Source organism: Nocardia sp. NPDC057440 (assembly GCF_042802915.1).
GTDB lineage: Bacteria > Actinomycetota > Actinomycetes > Mycobacteriales > Mycobacteriaceae > Nocardia.
In genome coordinates, this window is record NZ_JBHVDF010000005.1 from 68,547 (window position 1) to 84,137 (window position 15,591).

Sequence of the window (15,591 nt, forward strand, 5' to 3'; positions counted from 1 at the left end):
CGCCGACCTCACTTCCGCTGCCAGAGGTTGCCGTTGCGCGCCGGATGGACGCGCAGTCGACCTACCGATCGCTGACCAGTCCCCATACCGTCCTGGCCCGGCGAAGGTCGAGAATGCCCGGCGCACCGATGTCGGTGGACTGCGCTGTCATCTTCGCACGTAGTTGCCCCGGATCGACCCGAGCGGTCGTGTGCCCGGCCGCCTCGAAGCGCCGATTGCGGCGCGATTGCGCGGCCACGGCATTCACCGGAGGGTCGTCGTAGGCCATGCCCCCGGGGTGTGCCACGTGGTAGGTGCAGCCGCCGCGCGAAAGTCCGGTCTCGGCGTCGATCAGGTCGAAAACCAGTGGCGCGTCGACGGTGATCGTCGGGTGCAGCGAGTTCGGCGGCTGCCATGCGCGGTAGCGCACTCCGGCCACCTGCACATCGGCCTTGTCGGTGGCGAGCAAGGGCACCGGCATGCCGTTGCAGGTCAGCACGAAACGGTCGCGATCGGCGCCGACCACGCGCACCTGCAGCCGCTCCACCGAGGAGTCGACGTAGCGGGCGGTGCCGGTCTCGGCGGTCTGCTCGCCGAGAGTGTTCCACGGTTCGATCGCGCCGCGCAGTTCGATCTCGACATCGCCGAGCACCACGGTGCCGATGCGCGGGAAACGGAATTCGGTGAACGGGTCCAGCCAGCTGGTGTCGAAATCGATGCCGTGCGCGCGCAGGTCAGCGGCGACCTCGGCGATATCGGCCATCAAGAAATGCGGAAGCAGATAGCGGCCATGCAGATTCGCGCCGTGCCGAATCAGCTTCGACCGCAAAGGCTGCGACCAGAATCGGGCGACCAGGCCGCGCACCAGCAGCGATTGCACCATCGCCATCTGGAAATGCGGCGGCATCTCGAAGCCGCGCAGCTCAACCAATCCCAGTCTGCCCCTGGCAGTTTCAGGACTGTAGAGCTTGTCGATGCAGAATTCGGCGCGATGGGTGTTGCCGGTCAGGTCGGTGAGCAGATGGCGCAGCGCGCGATCGACATACCACGGCGAGGCGTCTTTCGGCGCCGAATCCCCACTCAGCCTGGCTATTTCGGCAAAGGCAATCTCGAGCTCATACAGTGCGTCCTCGCGGCCCTCGTCCACCCGCGGAGCTTGCGAGGTGGGGCCGACGAACCGGCCCGCGAACAGATAGGACAACGCCGGGTGCCGCTGCCAGTAGGTGAGCATGGAAACCAGCAGGTCGGGGCGGCGCAGCAGGGGCGACCGCGCGGGCGTCACGCCGCCGAGGGTGATGTGGTTGCCGCCGCCGGTGCCGCCGTGGCTGCCGTCGACATCGAATGACTCTGTGCTCAGCCGCACCAGCCGCGCCTGCTCGTACAGCGTCGACAACAGCTCGCACTGCTCGGCGAACGACGCCGTCGGCTGCACGTTCACCTCGATCACCCCGGGGTCGGGAGTCACCGACAGGGAGCGCAGCCTGGCATCGACCGGCGGTGGGTAGCCCTCCAGCACCACTGGCTGACCGGACGGGCCCAGCGCCGCGGCGGCCGCCTCTACGCGCCGCACCAGATCGAGGAAGTCGTCGAGTTCCGTCAGCGGCGGCAGGAATACGTGCAGCCTGCCGTTGCGCACCTCGCCGACCAGTGCGGTGGTCGGCTCCCAGTCCGGATCTTCGACCACCGCGGGCGCTTCGGTTCGCGGGGCGAGCAGCGGTCCGGCGAACAGTGGGTCGCGGTCCGGCGGCGTCCGTGGCGCGCGCCAGGAGACGGAATCCAGCGGTAGCCGCAGCCCGGCCGGAGAATCGCCATCGGTCAACACAATTCGGCCCTCGGGGCGCTGCGGCGTCGCGCCGCGACGCAACCGCCAGTCGGCGCTGGCCCACCCGGACCCGTCCTCGCGCCGATACAGCGGCAGCACGTACGCGGCGGGTTCGGTCACCGGCGCGTCGAGCTTCTCGAGCAGGGCGCGTCGCGCCGGTGCCGAATCCGCGTCCGGTTCGATGTCCTCGGCCGCCGCCACCGGATCGCCGACCGGCGCGCCGACCACCCCGGCCAGCCGTGCCAGCGGGTCCTCGAAAGCAGGCCGGACCTGTGTGTCCGGCAGCCCGAAACTCGCGGCGACATGTGCGATCAGCGCGCGCGCCGAATCGCGAGTGGCGGGCATGGGCCGCTGCGTGCTCCGCACTGCAGCGCGGTCGGCGGACCGATCCTGCTGCCCGGGACCGATCACCGCCGAAGTGTCGACCAGTTGAATGGCATTGTCTTGCAGCGCAGTGTGTTCGGCCATCGGCTCGACACTGGACGCGGTGCCTTCGGTTGACCAGTCGAGGACCCGCGGCGGCGACCACGGGTCGATGAGCAGGTCGGGGCGGGTCCACGCCGGCTCGCCGTCGGTGCGCCAGGCGACGGCGATCTCCCAGCGGGGCAGCGGTTCTCCGGGATACCACTTGCCCTGCCGGTGCTGGACGAGACCGGTTGGAGCGTAGATCCGGCGCAGCCGATCGGCGAGATCGATCGCGCGTTCGCGCTTGTGCGCGCCGTCGGCGTCGGTGGTCCATTCGGGGCTGGTCTGGTCATCGATCGAGACGAAGGTCGGCTCGCCGCCGATGGTCAACCCGACCTTGTCGGTGGCCATCCGCGCGTCGACCGCGGCGCCGGATGCGGTGATGCGCTCCCATTGGGATCCGGTGTAGGGCAACGTGACTCGGGGATCCTCGTGGACGCGCCGCACAATATTGGCGAAATCCATGGTCGCCTTGGTCCGGCCTGTGGCACCGGTGATCGCGGCCGAGGAAGTCGGATGCGGTGTCGCGGCCAAGGGAATGTGCCCTTCGCCTGCGAAAAGGCCCGAGGTCGGGTCGAGCCCGACCCATCCGGCGCCGGGCAGATACGCCTCGGTCCACGCGTGCAGGTCGGTGAAATCGGCGGGCGGACCCGACGGCCCGTCGAGTGCGGGGACATCCTGGGCCAGCTGCACCAGATATCCGGAGACGAATCGGGCGGCCAGACCGAGCTCGCGCAGGATGGCCACCAGCAACCAGGCCGAATCGCGGCACGAGCCGATCGCGGCGCGCAGCGTGTGGTCGGGTGACTGCACCCCGGGTTCCATCCGGATCGTGTAACCGACGTCCTGACGCAGCGCCTGATTGATCGCGACAAGGAAGTCGATGGTACGCGGCTGATCGCTCGGCACCTGGGCGCGCACCCAGTCGCGGACCAACTCGCCGGGTCCCGAGCCGGGTCCCGCCTCGTCCACCGGTCGCAGGTACGGCTCCAGATCCGCGACGAGTTCACTGCTGTAGCCGAACGGAAAATGCTCGGCGTAGTCCTCGATGAAGAAATCGAACGGGTTGATCACCTCGAGATCGGCGATCAGCCCGACGGTGATCGACAGTTCGCAGGCCGGATTCGGGAAAACCAGCCTGGCAAGGAAGTTCCCGAAAGCATCCTGCTGCCAGTTGCAGAAGTGGTCGGCGGGCGTCACCCGCATCGAGTAGGCGTCGATTCTGGTCCTGGAGTGCGGTGCGGGCCGCAGCCGCACCACGTGGGGATGGATCTCCACGAGCCGGTCGAAGGTGTAGGTGGTCCGGTGTTCGAGTGACACCTTGATGCCCATGCAGCAAGTTCACCACACCGCGGCGGGCCTGCGGAGGGACATGGATCGCCAGTGTCCGGACAGCCGCATTCTCGATGCCGTGGCGCGACACACAGCCGATCTCCCACCGGCGCGCCCGTCCGGGTGATATGACCGAATTACGAATCGATCTCGTCTGGAGGTCATATGCGCGCACCCACATGTCGGTCCTGCGAATCCGCCGTCGACCACTGTCACGGCACCCTCATCGTCCACGTCCGCCGGATCGCCGAATGCACCGAAGAAGACTGCATCGATCTCGACCATGCCCGGCACGCCTTCGTCGTCGACTGCGCCGATATCGCGGGCGGTTGCGCATGCACCGATCCGGCAACCCCCGGCACTCGCACCGCCTGAACGCCCGGTCGGACCGTCATAGCCGCCCCGTACCCTGTCCGGGGTGAACTACGACCACGTCTTGTTGCCGTCCGGTGCTGCTTCGACGCTCGCGGAAGTGGACACCTACCTGTCCACCCAGCAGGGTCTTGCCGAGACGAACGTGGTCACGCAGCTGGCGGCGGAGCTGAACAGACGCAATGCCGAGTTACCCGAGGACGACCACTTCCTCGGCACGGACGCGGTCGGTGGCGCGGCGACCGGTGCGGTGCTGCATGTGCCATGCCCTTATGACGCGATCGGCTATGTCCGCCAGTTGCTGTTCGCGCTCGCGACTCCGCTGAACTATGCGGTCTACGACCCGCAGCTCGCCTGGCTGATCGATCCGGCGGGCAGCGTTCCCGCCGCCGTCACGCACGGCGGAGCGGGCGAATTCCCCTATCTCACGAAAGCAACCGCGCAGCTGTGGGTTTCCGAACTCGCCCCACCGAACCCGTATCTGATCGTGGAACGCGCCGACCAGGTCTACATGCAGACCTATCGCGACGAATCGGGCACGTTCACCGTCGAGTACCGAGACGGCGCGTCCAACAAGCACTTCGGCACCACGCTCACCGACGCCTCGACCGTCGCCGACCTGATCTGGGAGTGGGCCACCGACGACCGCACTCGCCTGCACACCCTCCCCTGGACCCGCGTCGACCTCTGATCCGAACCCACGCTGCGGCGACGTGCCTGCGGTTCACTGATTTTGGACGGCAAGCCGGCCCGCGAGAGCGATGAAGGAAGCGCCGAAGACGCGCCGCATCCAGGTGACCACGACCGGACGGGAGGTGACGTGCTTGCGCACGGCTGCGGCGCACGCTCCGTACACGGCGAATACGACGAATGTGGCGAGCATGAAGATGCCGCTCAGTTCGAGCATGCGCACCAGCGCATTCGGCGCTCCGGTCGGCACGAACTGGGGCAAAAAGGCGAAGAAGAAGATCGTCAGCTTCGGATTGAGGATGTTCAGCAATACGGCCGAGGTGATCACCCGACGTGCCGACGGCGCGGTGTGCTCACCGGGCGCGTCCTCCGGCACGGCGAGTGCGCCCTTGTCACGGAAGGTGTTCCACGCCATGTACAGCAGGTAGGCGACACCGAGATACTTCAATGTCTGGAACGCGACCGCGCTGGCGTTGAGCAGCGCGGCAAGACCGGTGACCGCGGCGATCATGTGCGGGATGATGCCGAGGGTGCATCCGAAGGCCGCGATCGCGCTGGCCCGCGCGCCACGGGATAGTCCGGCGGCCAGCGTGAAGAGCACGCCGGTGCCGGGGGTGGCGACGATGACGAGCGTGGTCAGCAGAAATTCGATGCTCATCCCCGACACAGTAACCCGCATCCGGCGCAGCGCAACCCCCCGAAACCACCGCTCGAACGGGTCGGCTACAGCGCGCGACGACCCGACAGCGCGCGGCCGAGCGTCAGCTCGTCCGCGAATTCCAGATCGCCGCCCATCGGCAGCCCGGAGGCGAGGCGGGTCACGCTCAGGCCAGGGAAATCGCGCATCATCCGCACCAGGTAGGTGGCTGTCGCCTCGCCTTCGGTGTTCGGGTCGGTCGCGATGATCACCTCGGTGACATCGATACCGTCCTCCTGATTTCCGATGCGCGCCAACAGTTCCCGAATTCGCAACTGGTCGGGGCCGATGCCGCTGAGCGGATCGAGTGCGCCGCCGAGCACGTGATAGCGGCCGCGGAACTCGCGGGTGCGCTCGATGGCCTGCACGTCCTTCGGCTCCTCCACCACGCAGATCATGGTGCGGTCGCGGCGCGGATCGGCGCAGATGCGGCACATCTCATTGTCGGAAACAGTGCCGCAGACCACGCAGAACTGCACGCCGTCGCGCACCTTCTGCAGGGCGGCCTGCAACCGGTCGATCTCCGGCGGCTCCACCTGCAGAAAGTGAAAAGCTATGCGCTGCGCGCTTTTAGGACCGATCCCCGGCAGCTTGCCGAGCTCATCGATCAGATCCTGAACCGGACCCTCGTACAACTGCCCCGTCCCCGAATCAGAAGTCCGGCAGACCGGGCAGCGATCCGCCACTCGCCAGCGGCCCGAGACGCTGCGACGCCATCTGCTGCGCGTTGGACATCGCGTCGTTGACCGCGCCGATCACCAGGTCCTGCAGTCCCTCGACATCGTCGGGGTCGACGACCTTCGGGTCGATGGTCAGCGAAAGCACCTCGCCGGTTGCCTTGATCGTCACCTTGACCAAACCACCGCCGGCCTGACCCTCGACTTCGGTCGCAGCGATCTCGGCCTGAGCCTCCATCACCGCCTGCTGCATCTGCTGCGCCTGGGCGAGTAATTGCTGCATGTCGAACTGACCACCGGGCTGCACGGCTTGTTCCTCTCTGTGGAAAGTATCGCCGTCCAGCGTAGCCCCGATTCGATCATTCCCCCGATCGGCATCGGCGAATGATCGGCCGTCCCGGGCTCGGCCGACCAAAGGTTGGTAACGGATTGATTGCCAACCATCGGGAGGCGATCGTCAGCGGCCTACCATCGAAGTGAGCTGGAAACCGGTGGAAGCCGGTGTCGCAAGTCCGGAGATAGCATGGGAACAAACCGAGCACTCATCCTCTGCGTTCTCACGTGTTCCCTGGGTTTTGCCAGCTTGTTAGGCGTTTCCTCGGCAGCAGCGGACTCCGGAGCCGACGGTGTGTCCGACTATGGCGGCGGGTGTTTGCTCGATCCGGGAAACCGTACGGCGACGATAGATTCGCTGCGATTTCGCTGCTCCGCCGAACAGCAGGATGCGATCTTCGACGACGCGGCACGCGGCGCGGTCCCGATGGGGGTGAAGAACGGCTGGGTGATCCGCCCGGCGAGCGTGCGGTCGTGGTCGCCCGCCATCTGGATCGGTAAGACCTTCTACACCGGCCCCGACGGCGGCTACCTGATGAACAGGCTGACCAGCGCGGGCATCGAAGGCTGGCGCGCCGATGTGTACACCGCACCCGCGATTCTGGACGGCGAGCCGACCTGGGCGCTGAACTACGCCCCGTCGCCGACACCGCAGATATACGACGAAATACGCGAGATCACCCCAGGCGTCTGGTTCGGCTACTCCTGGTGGCGCGATAACGCACCGCCGGAGATGATGCTGTCCTTCGCTCTCGCGACTCCGTGAACAGCCACCGACGAGCAGATCTCGACTTGGACACTGCCGCAGGTGTTCCCAGCTACCGACAGGCAGCACCGCCTTACCCTCGAACGTGGGGTGGAGACCTGATGCGGTGAGTTCTGGAGATAGCGATGAGTACGATCCGAGTTCTGTTGAGCGCGCTGACGCTGTCACTAGGACTTCCGAGCCTCTTCCCAGGGGTCTACGCCCCCGCTGCCTCGGCCGACTCCGGCAGCACCGACGATTCCACCGTCGTGGCGGAGCGAGACTATGGCGGTGGCTGCGTCCTCTATCCGGACAACCGCGCCGCGACCATCGATTCGCTGCGCTTGCGCTGCGGGCTCGCCCAGCAGCACGCTATTTTCCGTGACGCAGCACCGGGAGAAGCCCCGCTCGGTGTGAAGAACGGCTGGGTGCTCCAGCCGATCTACGCACAGTCGATCGTGCCGGCAATCTGGATCGGCAAGACCTTCTACACCGGCCCCGACGGCGGCTACCTGATGAACAGGATCACCGGCGCGGGCATCGAAGGCTGGCGCGCGGACGTGTACACCGCACCCGCCCTCGCCGATGGGATGCCGACCTGGGCGCTGAACTACACCCCGTCCCCGACCCCGCCCGTCTACGACGAGATCCGTGAGGTCACTCCCGGCGTCTGGTTCGGCTACTCCTGGTGGCGCGGCGCCCTCCAGACCACACTGCTGCTGACCTTCGCCCTCGCTACACCCTGAGCGGATCCGGCGCGGCCCACCTCGGCGCTCATCCGGCCGATGCGCCGCCCGCCATGGTCTTGTAACCGGGATGAACACCGGGAGCCAGTCCCTGCCGACCCGCGATGCGCCCGAGTAGCGCGGCGAGTTGCTCGTATTCGTCGTCGTCGAGAACGCCGCACAGATCGTCCTCGTGCGCGACGGCCAGTTGCGCCATGCGGCCGAATAGTCGCTCGGCGTCCCCGGTGAGGTACAGCTCGTGGTTGCGGCGATCCTTCGCGCTGCGCCGCCGCTCGACCAGGCCTTTCTCATCCAGTTGGTCGATCAGCGTGACCACCCGGCTCGGCACCACGCCGAGTTCCGCGGCCAGCGAGCGCTGGCTGCGACCCGGCTGACTCGCGATCATCCGCAGTAGTCCGACGTCCGGCGGTGTGAGCCCGATGTCGGCGATCCGTTCGGCGAATCGCTGCGCGGCATGCGCTCCGAGCTGAGCGAGCTGGAACGACACCGCACGCATCGGCCGTCGCACGCCGTCCTCTCGCCGCACTTGCTCACCTTCGGTCACGGGGCTATCGTACCCATGCCGGTATCGTTCACTCGAATGAATGATTCACTTAGGAGAAGCGATAATGATGTCCGCACCGCAAACCGCCAACCCGCCGTTGCGACCAGCGCGGGAGATCGAGCCGCCCCTCGGCCTGCTCGGCTTCGTGACCGCCGGGTTGTTCATCGCCGGGCTCCTCGTCAGCACGTTCCGTGCGGCGGGAACCCCGTTCCCGTCGCCGTTCAGCTCGCCCGACGACGCACTGACGTACTTCCGCACCTATCCGGACGCGGTGCGCACCGGAGCGGTATTGCAATTCGCCTGCACGATTCCGCTGACGATCTATGTCGCGACCGCGACGGCCCGGCTGCGCGCGCTGGGCAGGCAAGCCCCCGGCATCACCATCGCGCTGGCGGGCGGAGTGCTCGCGGCGGCCTTCCTCGCATCGTCCAGCCTGGTCACCTGGGTCCTGACCGTGCGCGGGGTCACCGCGGAACCCGCATTGGTCCGTGCGCTGCACAACCTCGCCTTCCTGGTCGGCGGGCCCGGCACCGTCGTTTCGACCGGCCTGCTCATCGCGGGCATCGCGATAACAGCCCTGCCCGCGAAGCTTTTCGCGTCATGGGTGATCCGGATCGGGCTGGCTATCGCGGTCGCTTCGTTGCTGAGCACGCTCGTGCTGACCGTCCCCGTCGCCGCTTTCCTGCTGCCCATCTCTCGTTTCACCGGACTGGCCTGGCTGATCGCGGTCGGCTTCCTGATCGATCGTCGCCCGAACCCTTTGTCCAGCAACTGAATTCGATAGGAGAATCACCCATGAACCCCGACATGCTCGACAAACTGCTGCGCTTCCAGCAGCCCGCGAAGTCGCTGCCCTATTTGAACGGCCTCACCGATGCGCAGATCGCCGGATTGTTCGCACTCGATGTCGGCGCATACCAGGCTCGCTATGCCGATTTCACCGCACGCACCCACCGAACCGCTGCGGCGCTGCTCGAAGACCCCGCGATCGCGACCGAGGTCGACCAGCTGCCCTTCGCCGCTGGTCAGCACGTGGTCGCCATCGGCGAAAGCAGCACTGCGGATCGGCTGTCGTGGTTCGAGATCCTGCGGCAGCTGCTCGCGATCCGGCGGCCCGACGACGCGATCAGGTTGACGAACCTGGCCGTGTCCGGATCCACTACGACTCAGGCGCTGAGTTCGCTACCGGGACTGGGATTTCACGAGCCGGACTGGGTGCTGTGCCAGCTCGGCGCCAACGATGCCCAGCGGATCGGCGGTCCCGAAGGACCGCGACTGGTCAGCATCGCCGAAACCGAGCGCAACTTCGGCTGGCTGCACGAACGCGGATCGCAGCTGACTTCCGCCGAATGGATCTGGTTCACCCCGACGGCGGTGGACGAGGCGCGCGTTTCCGATTTTCTCCACTTCAAACGAGCGCAGATCAGCTGGTCGGCACAGGATCTCGAGACCACCGCACAGATCCTCTTCGAACGACCCGAGCCGACGATCGATGTGCTCTCCTGCACGACGCCGACGCCGGACACGCATCTCGAGGACGGCGTCCATCTGACCGAGCTCGGCCAGCAGCAGGTCGCCGCGGCTGTCGTAGCCGCGCTCGCGGGCCTCACCTGAGCTGTCGAGCGACCTTCCCAGTTCCACAGCCTCCGAACGGACTCGACCATGCGATTCACGAATGCCATCCTCGCCGTCACGCTGCTGCTCGGCTGTCCGGCAGCAGCTACAGCCGACGATCAAATCTCCAGCAGCCCACCAGGTTTCACCGCACGCCTCGATGGCGGCGCGGCCATCGTGGAAACCGAAGCCGCGATGTCGGCGCAGGACGGACTGTTCACCATCCGCGCGCCCGATCAGACTCTGCTCGCGGGTGCCGAATTGTCTTTCCGTATAGATGATTTCGTCTTCCCGATCGACGCGCGCATCGAGGGCCGCACCGCCACCCTCACCCCGCGCCTCGATCCGGACCACGCCGTCTACACGCCTGTCGCACTGCCATTCGACGACACCGCCGACTTCCGGACCCCCTACCAGCGCGAGCAGGCGGCCTGGAACCGCATGATCACCACGATCGCCACCGGCACCATGGTCGGCACCATGGCGGGCAGCATCGGCGGCGCGGCCGTCGGCTGTGTGCTCGGCGCTGTCGCGGGCGGCACCGTCGCCGCGGCGACCATCGTCGGGCTGTTCGGCGCGTTCCTTCCAGCCGCCGCCATCGGGTGCCTCGGCGGCGTGCTGGCCGTCGGCGCGCTCGGCGCGGTCGCCGGGCAATTGCTCGTCTCCGCGCCGATCGCGATTCTGGCCGCCATCCAATACATCACCACCATCACCGCGCCGATGCCCGACCCGGTCCGGTGACACGGGCCGCTTGACTCTCCCCTCACTGGAGGGTGTTCGCTGAAAGCATGACAGCGACGGTCTCCATCGGGGAGTTCGCCCGGTTGACGTACCTCAGCGTGAAAACGCTGAGGTACTACCACGACATCGAGCTGATCGAGCCCGTCGCGGTCGATCCCGGTTCCGGGTACCGGCGGTACTCGACCGATCAGGTCGCGCAGGCTCATTTGATCAGGCGGCTGCGCGAATTGGATATGCCGCTGCCCGAGATCAAGGCCGTGCTCGCCGCCTCCGACGAGGACACGAGGAATGCCGCGCTTCGCGCGCACCTGGCGCGGATGGAGGCCGAACTGCAGCGCACCAAGGACGTGGTCACCTCACTGCGTTCGCTGCTGACACCCGCCGCGCCGCTGGTCGTCGAATACCGTTCGATTCCGGCGGTGCCGGTCCTCGCGTTCGTCGACACGGTCACCAGGCCTGCGGTCGGCCCCTGGTGCGGATCGGCCTTTCCGCTGCTCCATCAGACGCTGGAGGCGGCGAAGGTGGCGCCCGCCGGTGTCGCCGGCGCCACGTACTCGATGGAGTTCTTCGCCGAAGAGGTGGGCGAGGTCGTCGCGTTCGTCCCAGTTCCAGCAGGCACCCGGATGACGCTGCCCGAGGAGCTCGCACTCATCGAACTGCCCGCCCGCCGGTTCGCGATCGCCGTGCACAACGGATCGTTCGATGATTTCGACCGCACCTACGGGGCGCTGGGCAGCTATGTCGCCGAGCACGACAACGCACTGGCCGAGCCCGTCCGTGAGCTGTACGTGCTCGGCCCCGGCGAGATCGACGATCCCACGTCCTACCGAACCGAAGTCTGCTGGCCCATCGGCCTGCTCTAGCTCGAGGAGAATCTCGATGACACTCACACTCGGACATATCACGTTCGACTGTCATGATGCTGCCGCACTTGCGGCCTTCTGGTCCGAATTGCTCGGCAAGCCGGTGGATCCGGAGGCGAACGCGCAGTTCGCGACGGTCGGCCGCGGCTCCGGCCTGTCGCCGGTGCTGATGTTCATCCAGGTGCCGGACAAAACGCCGGGCAAGAATGTGATCCATCTCGACCTGCACGCCGCCGACTGGCGCGAGCAGATCGATCGCGCAATCGACCTCGGCGCCAAGCACATCGGCGACTTCGACGAGTTCGGCGCGAAGTGGGCGACGCTGGCGGATCCGGAGGGCAACCTGTTCGATATCGGCGCGGCATGATCCACCGACACCGAAGCCCCGGCTTTCCGAACTCGCCCCACGGCGTCGTCGTCACGTTCTGGTCAAAGGCCTGAGCCCGGCGCGATACCGGCCCCAGGCCCTTGCCGCTCGAACTCCTACCCGGCCAGTCCAACTCCAGGGGATTAGTTCATTTCGCCTGGGCTTGGCGGGTGTTGTGTCAGTCCAGTTCGCGCTGCAGGTTACCGAGCACCTCGGCCTGAATCTTCTTCAGTCCCAGCGGTGCGAAGATCCCTTCGAAGATGCCCGCGACGCCGCCCGCACCCTTCCAGGACGTGCGCAGCGTGACCTGCGAACCCGAACCGTCGGGCGTCACCGTCCAGGTGTTCACCATCGTCGAGTTCGAATCACGCTCGGTCACCATCGAATCCGACACCGTGACGACGGCATGCACGTTACGGGTGCGCTTCTCGGTGGCCTTCAGCGTCCACTCGGCCACGGTGCCGGCACCCTTGCCGCCCTCGATAACCTTGTAGTCGCTGTAGTGCGGGGAGAGGATGCGCGGACGCACCGTCTCGTAGTCCGCAATGGCCTCGAGCGCGCGCTGCGGATCCGCCGAGACGGCGATCGAACTGCTGGCGCTGACCTGTCCCACAATGAGCTCCCTTGTCCGGATGCGGTATAACGACCGCCCTCCATCCTGCCCTGCCCGGCGGCCGGGCCGTCGTCCAGGTTGGGCTGCGCCGCCGCGGCCCACGCTGTTAGGCTCCCGCCAGGCTCATTCCGGGAGGTATTCCCGATGCAACAGATGCGTGACATTTATCCCTCGCCAGCGATCTCTCGGTGGCTGAGTTTCGGGGTGCGTACTAGCGTCGAGGAGTGGCAGTGAGTCTGTTGGGGAAGGCCGGATACGCGCCGGCCGCACACGAATCAGGGTTCGCCGCGCATCGAGCGGGAGTCGACCGCCTACTGGCGAGTTACCGCGCGATACCCGACGACGCCAACGTCAGGTTGGCGAAGAAGACATCGAATCTGTTCCGGGCCCGGGCCAAGAATCCCGCCCCCGGCCTCGATGTCTCCGGTCTGGCCAAGGTCATTGTGGTGGACGCCGCCGCCAAAACCGCCGATGTGGCGGGCATGACCACCTACGAGGATCTGGTTGCCGCCACCCTGCCCTATGGGTTGGCGCCGCTGGTGGTTCCACAACTCAAGACGATCACCCTCGGTGGCGCGGTCACCGGCCTCGGCATCGAGTCCAGCTCCTTCCGCAACGGACTTCCGCACGAGTCGGTGCTGGAGATGGACGTGCTGACCGGGGCGGGCGAGATCATCACCGCGACACCGAACGGCGCGAACGCCGATCTGTTCCGCGGCTTCCCGAATTCCTACGGCACGCTCGGATACACCGTCCGGCTGAAGATCGAGCTGGAGACCGTACAGCCCTACGTGGCGCTGCGGCACATCCGCTTCCACGACCTGCGGGCGCTGGAAGCCACGCTGGCCGAGATCGTCACCGCGAAGACCTACGACGGCGAACACGTCGACTATCTCGACGGTGTCGTGTTCACCGCCGAGGAGAGCTACCTGACCCTCGGCAGGCAGACCGACGAGCCGGGCCCGGTCAGCGACTACACCGATGTGGACATCTACTACCGGTCTATTCAGCACGATTCCGCCCGCCCCAAGCGCGACCGGTTGACCATCCACGACTACCTGTGGCGCTGGGACACCGACTGGTTCTGGTGCTCGCGGGCGTTCGGCGCGCAGAACCCGAAGTACCGCAGGTTCTGGCCGAAACGCTACCGGCGCAGTAGCTTCTACTGGAAGCTCATCGCGCTCGACCATCGCTACCACATCGGCGACCGGCTGGAGGCCCGCCAGGGCAACCTGCCGCGCGAGCGCGTCGTGCAGGATATCGAGGTCCCGGTCGAACGGACCGCCGATTTCGTCGAGTGGTTCCTGCGCGAGATCCCGATCGAGCCGCTGTGGCTGTGCCCGCTGCGGCTGCGCGACACCGGCGCGCAGCCGCGGACCGGACGGCCGTGGCCGCTGTACCCGCTGGAGCCCAACCGCACCTACGTGAACGTCGGATTCTGGTCGGCTGTTCCGACGATCGCAGGTCAGCCCGATGGCGCGGCCAACCGCGCCATCGAGCAGACGGTCACCGAGTTCGACGGCCATAAGTCCCTGTACTCGGATTCGTACTACAGCAAGGATGAATTCGCCGCGCTCTACGGCGGCGCGACGTACACCGAACTGAAGAAGCGCTACGACCCGGACCAGCGGCTGCTGGACTTGTACTCGAAGGCGGTGCAACGCAAATGACGACATTCAAGGACCGTTCCGATGTCTTCGCCGATCTGGGAACCAAACTCAGCATTGCCGAGGTCTTCGAAACGCTGCTCGATGGCGAAATTCCCATCCGGTTCACCGCCTACGACGGCAGTGCGACCGGCCCGGAGGACTCGGAGTTCGCGCTCGAGGTGAAGACCCCGCGCGGTATCAATTACCTGGCGACCGCTCCGGGCGATCTCGGTATGGCCCGCGCCTACATCTCCGGCGACATGACCGCCACCGGCGTGCACCCCGGCGATCCCTACGAGATCCTCAGGGCGATGGACGGGCTGAAGTTTCGCCGTCCCTCGGCATTGGCCCTGGTGACGATCGCGCGCTCACTCGGCTGGGAGCGGCTGCGCCCGATCGCGCCGCCGCCGCAGGAGACCCTGCCGCGCTGGCGCCGGATCGCGCTCGAGGGGCTGCGCCACTCCAAAACTCGCGACGCCGAGGCCATCCACCACCACTACGACGTCTCCAACACCTTCTACGAGCACGTCCTCGGCCCGTCGATGACCTACACCTGCGCGGTCTACGAGGACGAGCAGTGGACGCTGGAGCAGGCGCAGGAGAACAAGTACCGCCTGGTGTTCGACAAGTTGCGCTTGAAGGCAGGCGACCGGCTGCTCGACATCGGCTGCGGCTGGGGCGGCATGGTCCGCTACGCGGCCAAGCGCGGCGTCAAGGTCATCGGTGCGACGCTCTCGGCCGAGCAGGCCGAATGGGCGCAGCAGAAGATCGCCGAGGAGGGGCTGTCCGAGCTGGCCGAGGTGCGCCACTCCGACTACCGCGACATTCCCGAGGTCGGCTTCGACGCGGTGTCCTCGATCGGGTTGACCGAACACATCGGTGTGCACAACTACCCGTTCTACTTCGAGTACATCCAGGGCAAGCTGCGCGACGGCGGCCTGTTCCTGAACCACTGCATCACCCGTCCAGACAACCTGCGCAGCACGAAGGCAGGCGACTTCATCGACCGCTACGTGTTCCCCGACGGTGAGCTGATCGGTTCGGGTCGCATCATCTCCGAGATCCAGAACGTCGGGCTCGAGGTGGTGCACGAGGAGAACCTACGCGAGCACTACGCCCTCACCCTGCACGAATGGTGTAAGAATCTGGTCACCAACTGGGATGCCTGCGTCGAGGAAGTCGGCGAGGGCACCGCGAAGGTGTGGGGCCTGTACATGGCAGGCTGCCGACTCGGCTTCCAGCGCAACGTGGTTCAGCTGCATCAGGTGCTCGGCGTCAAGCTGGGCGCGAACGGCGAATCCGGCTTGCCGCTGCGTCCCTGGTGGGGGGGATAGCACCCTGG

17 protein-coding genes are annotated in these 15,591 nt (G+C 66.6%); 11 read left to right on the forward strand and 6 right to left on the reverse strand.

Going from position 1 to position 15,591, the window contains the following annotated elements; translation table 11 throughout:
* Positions 1-61 precede the first annotated feature (61 nt).
* Positions 62-3,598: a DUF2126 domain-containing protein gene (locus tag ACFU4Z_RS11835; protein ID WP_379061804.1), complete on the reverse strand. Its 3,537-nt coding sequence runs from the start codon at positions 3,596-3,598 to the stop codon at positions 62-64.
* A 165-nt stretch (positions 3,599-3,763) separates the two neighbouring features.
* Here ACFU4Z_RS11835 and ACFU4Z_RS11840 point away from each other — a divergent pair, with 165 nt between their 5' ends.
* Together ACFU4Z_RS11840 and ACFU4Z_RS11845 are read left to right on the forward strand one after the other, a co-directional pair.
* The gene (locus ACFU4Z_RS11840; RefSeq protein WP_379061806.1) at positions 3,764-3,973 is read left to right on the forward strand and encodes a hypothetical protein; all 210 of its coding nucleotides are present in this window, start codon (positions 3,764-3,766) and stop codon (positions 3,971-3,973) included.
* 43 nt (positions 3,974-4,016) lie between these two features.
* Complete coding sequence (locus ACFU4Z_RS11845; RefSeq protein WP_379061808.1) at positions 4,017-4,661, forward strand: hypothetical protein; 645 nt, start codon at positions 4,017-4,019, stop codon at positions 4,659-4,661.
* A 33-nt stretch (positions 4,662-4,694) separates the two neighbouring features.
* Here the strand turns inward: ACFU4Z_RS11845 and ACFU4Z_RS11850 are convergent, their stop codons facing one another.
* The 3 genes from ACFU4Z_RS11850 to ACFU4Z_RS11860 form a co-directional block, all read right to left on the reverse strand.
* A complete protein-coding gene (locus tag ACFU4Z_RS11850; protein ID WP_379061810.1) occupies positions 4,695-5,318 on the reverse strand; it encodes a LysE family translocator in 624 nt (207 codons plus the stop codon).
* Between the two features lie 65 nt (positions 5,319-5,383).
* Positions 5,384-5,992 carry a recombination mediator RecR gene (recR, locus tag ACFU4Z_RS11855; protein WP_379061812.1) on the reverse strand — a complete coding sequence of 203 codons (609 nt, stop codon included), beginning with the start codon at positions 5,990-5,992 and terminating at the stop codon, positions 5,384-5,386.
* A gap of 16 nt (positions 5,993-6,008) precedes the next feature.
* Entirely contained in the window at positions 6,009-6,341 is a 333-nt protein-coding gene (locus ACFU4Z_RS11860) for a YbaB/EbfC family nucleoid-associated protein (RefSeq protein WP_328408272.1), read from the reverse strand.
* 321 nt (positions 6,342-6,662) lie between these two features.
* Between ACFU4Z_RS11860 and ACFU4Z_RS11865 the strand changes: the two genes are divergently transcribed.
* Both ACFU4Z_RS11865 and ACFU4Z_RS11870 read left to right on the forward strand, forming a co-directional pair.
* Positions 6,663-7,133, forward strand: coding sequence for a hypothetical protein (locus ACFU4Z_RS11865; RefSeq protein WP_379061815.1), 471 nt, complete (start codon positions 6,663-6,665; stop codon positions 7,131-7,133).
* Positions 7,134-7,258: 125 nt separating this feature from the next.
* A complete protein-coding gene (locus tag ACFU4Z_RS11870; RefSeq protein WP_379061817.1) occupies positions 7,259-7,858 on the forward strand; it encodes a hypothetical protein in 600 nt (199 codons plus the stop codon).
* Positions 7,859-7,886: 28 nt separating this feature from the next.
* Here ACFU4Z_RS11870 and ACFU4Z_RS11875 read toward each other — a convergent pair whose 3' ends face one another.
* Entirely contained in the window at positions 7,887-8,402 is a 516-nt protein-coding gene (locus ACFU4Z_RS11875) for a MarR family winged helix-turn-helix transcriptional regulator (RefSeq protein WP_379061819.1), read from the reverse strand.
* Positions 8,403-8,466: 64 nt separating this feature from the next.
* Here ACFU4Z_RS11875 and ACFU4Z_RS11880 point away from each other — a divergent pair, with 64 nt between their 5' ends.
* Genes ACFU4Z_RS11880 through ACFU4Z_RS11900 form a run of 5 tightly spaced genes read left to right on the forward strand, consistent with a single transcriptional unit; the run spans position 8,467 to position 11,987 of the window.
* Positions 8,467-9,177: a hypothetical protein gene (locus ACFU4Z_RS11880; RefSeq protein WP_379061821.1), complete on the forward strand. Its 711-nt coding sequence runs from the start codon at positions 8,467-8,469 to the stop codon at positions 9,175-9,177.
* Positions 9,178-9,197: 20 nt separating this feature from the next.
* Positions 9,198-10,016: an SGNH/GDSL hydrolase family protein gene (locus ACFU4Z_RS11885; RefSeq protein WP_379061823.1), complete on the forward strand. Its 819-nt coding sequence runs from the start codon at positions 9,198-9,200 to the stop codon at positions 10,014-10,016.
* A 48-nt stretch (positions 10,017-10,064) separates the two neighbouring features.
* Positions 10,065-10,757, forward strand: a complete 693-nt coding sequence (locus ACFU4Z_RS11890; protein ID WP_379061825.1) for a hypothetical protein — start codon at positions 10,065-10,067, stop codon at positions 10,755-10,757.
* Between the two features lie 47 nt (positions 10,758-10,804).
* Positions 10,805-11,620, forward strand: coding sequence for a MerR family transcriptional regulator (locus ACFU4Z_RS11895; RefSeq protein ID WP_379061827.1), 816 nt, complete (start codon positions 10,805-10,807; stop codon positions 11,618-11,620).
* A 16-nt stretch (positions 11,621-11,636) separates the two neighbouring features.
* Entirely contained in the window at positions 11,637-11,987 is a 351-nt protein-coding gene (locus ACFU4Z_RS11900; RefSeq protein WP_379061829.1) for a VOC family protein, read from the forward strand.
* 178 nt (positions 11,988-12,165) lie between these two features.
* Here the strand turns inward: ACFU4Z_RS11900 and ACFU4Z_RS11905 are convergent, their stop codons facing one another.
* Positions 12,166-12,600, reverse strand: coding sequence for an SRPBCC family protein (locus ACFU4Z_RS11905; RefSeq protein WP_379061831.1), 435 nt, complete (start codon positions 12,598-12,600; stop codon positions 12,166-12,168).
* 230 nt (positions 12,601-12,830) lie between these two features.
* On the opposite strand from ACFU4Z_RS11905, the gene ACFU4Z_RS11910 reads away from it, so the two are divergent.
* Entirely contained in the window at positions 12,831-14,270 is a 1,440-nt protein-coding gene (locus ACFU4Z_RS11910; RefSeq protein ID WP_379061833.1) for an FAD-binding oxidoreductase, read from the forward strand.
* Positions 14,267-15,583 carry a class I SAM-dependent methyltransferase gene (locus tag ACFU4Z_RS11915; RefSeq protein WP_379061835.1) on the forward strand — a complete coding sequence of 439 codons (1,317 nt, stop codon included), beginning with the start codon at positions 14,267-14,269 and terminating at the stop codon, positions 15,581-15,583. The genes ACFU4Z_RS11910 and ACFU4Z_RS11915 overlap by 4 nt, the downstream gene beginning before the upstream one ends.
* Positions 15,584-15,591: the final 8 nt, after the last annotated feature.

What these genes read in the sequence shown, in the direction of transcription:
- ACFU4Z_RS11835 (WP_379061804.1), bottom strand. Translation starts at nt 3,598, where the DNA reads ATGGGCATCAAGGTGTCACTCGAACACCGGACCACCTACACCTTCGAC.
- ACFU4Z_RS11850 (WP_379061810.1), bottom strand. Translation starts at nt 5,318, where the DNA reads ATGAGCATCGAATTTCTGCTGACCACGCTCGTCATCGTCGCCACCCCC.
- ACFU4Z_RS11840 (WP_379061806.1), top strand. Translation starts at nt 3,764, where the DNA reads ATGCGCGCACCCACATGTCGGTCCTGCGAATCCGCCGTCGACCACTGT.
- ACFU4Z_RS11895 (WP_379061827.1), top strand. Translation starts at nt 10,805, where the DNA reads ATGACAGCGACGGTCTCCATCGGGGAGTTCGCCCGGTTGACGTACCTC.
- ACFU4Z_RS11900 (WP_379061829.1), top strand. Translation starts at nt 11,637, where the DNA reads ATGACACTCACACTCGGACATATCACGTTCGACTGTCATGATGCTGCC.
- ACFU4Z_RS11885 (WP_379061823.1), top strand. Translation starts at nt 9,198, where the DNA reads ATGAACCCCGACATGCTCGACAAACTGCTGCGCTTCCAGCAGCCCGCG.
- ACFU4Z_RS11870 (WP_379061817.1), top strand. Translation starts at nt 7,259, where the DNA reads ATGAGTACGATCCGAGTTCTGTTGAGCGCGCTGACGCTGTCACTAGGA.
- ACFU4Z_RS11890 (WP_379061825.1), top strand. Translation starts at nt 10,065, where the DNA reads ATGCGATTCACGAATGCCATCCTCGCCGTCACGCTGCTGCTCGGCTGT.
- ACFU4Z_RS11915 (WP_379061835.1), top strand. Translation starts at nt 14,267, where the DNA reads ATGACGACATTCAAGGACCGTTCCGATGTCTTCGCCGATCTGGGAACC.
- ACFU4Z_RS11880 (WP_379061821.1), top strand. Translation starts at nt 8,467, where the DNA reads ATGATGTCCGCACCGCAAACCGCCAACCCGCCGTTGCGACCAGCGCGG.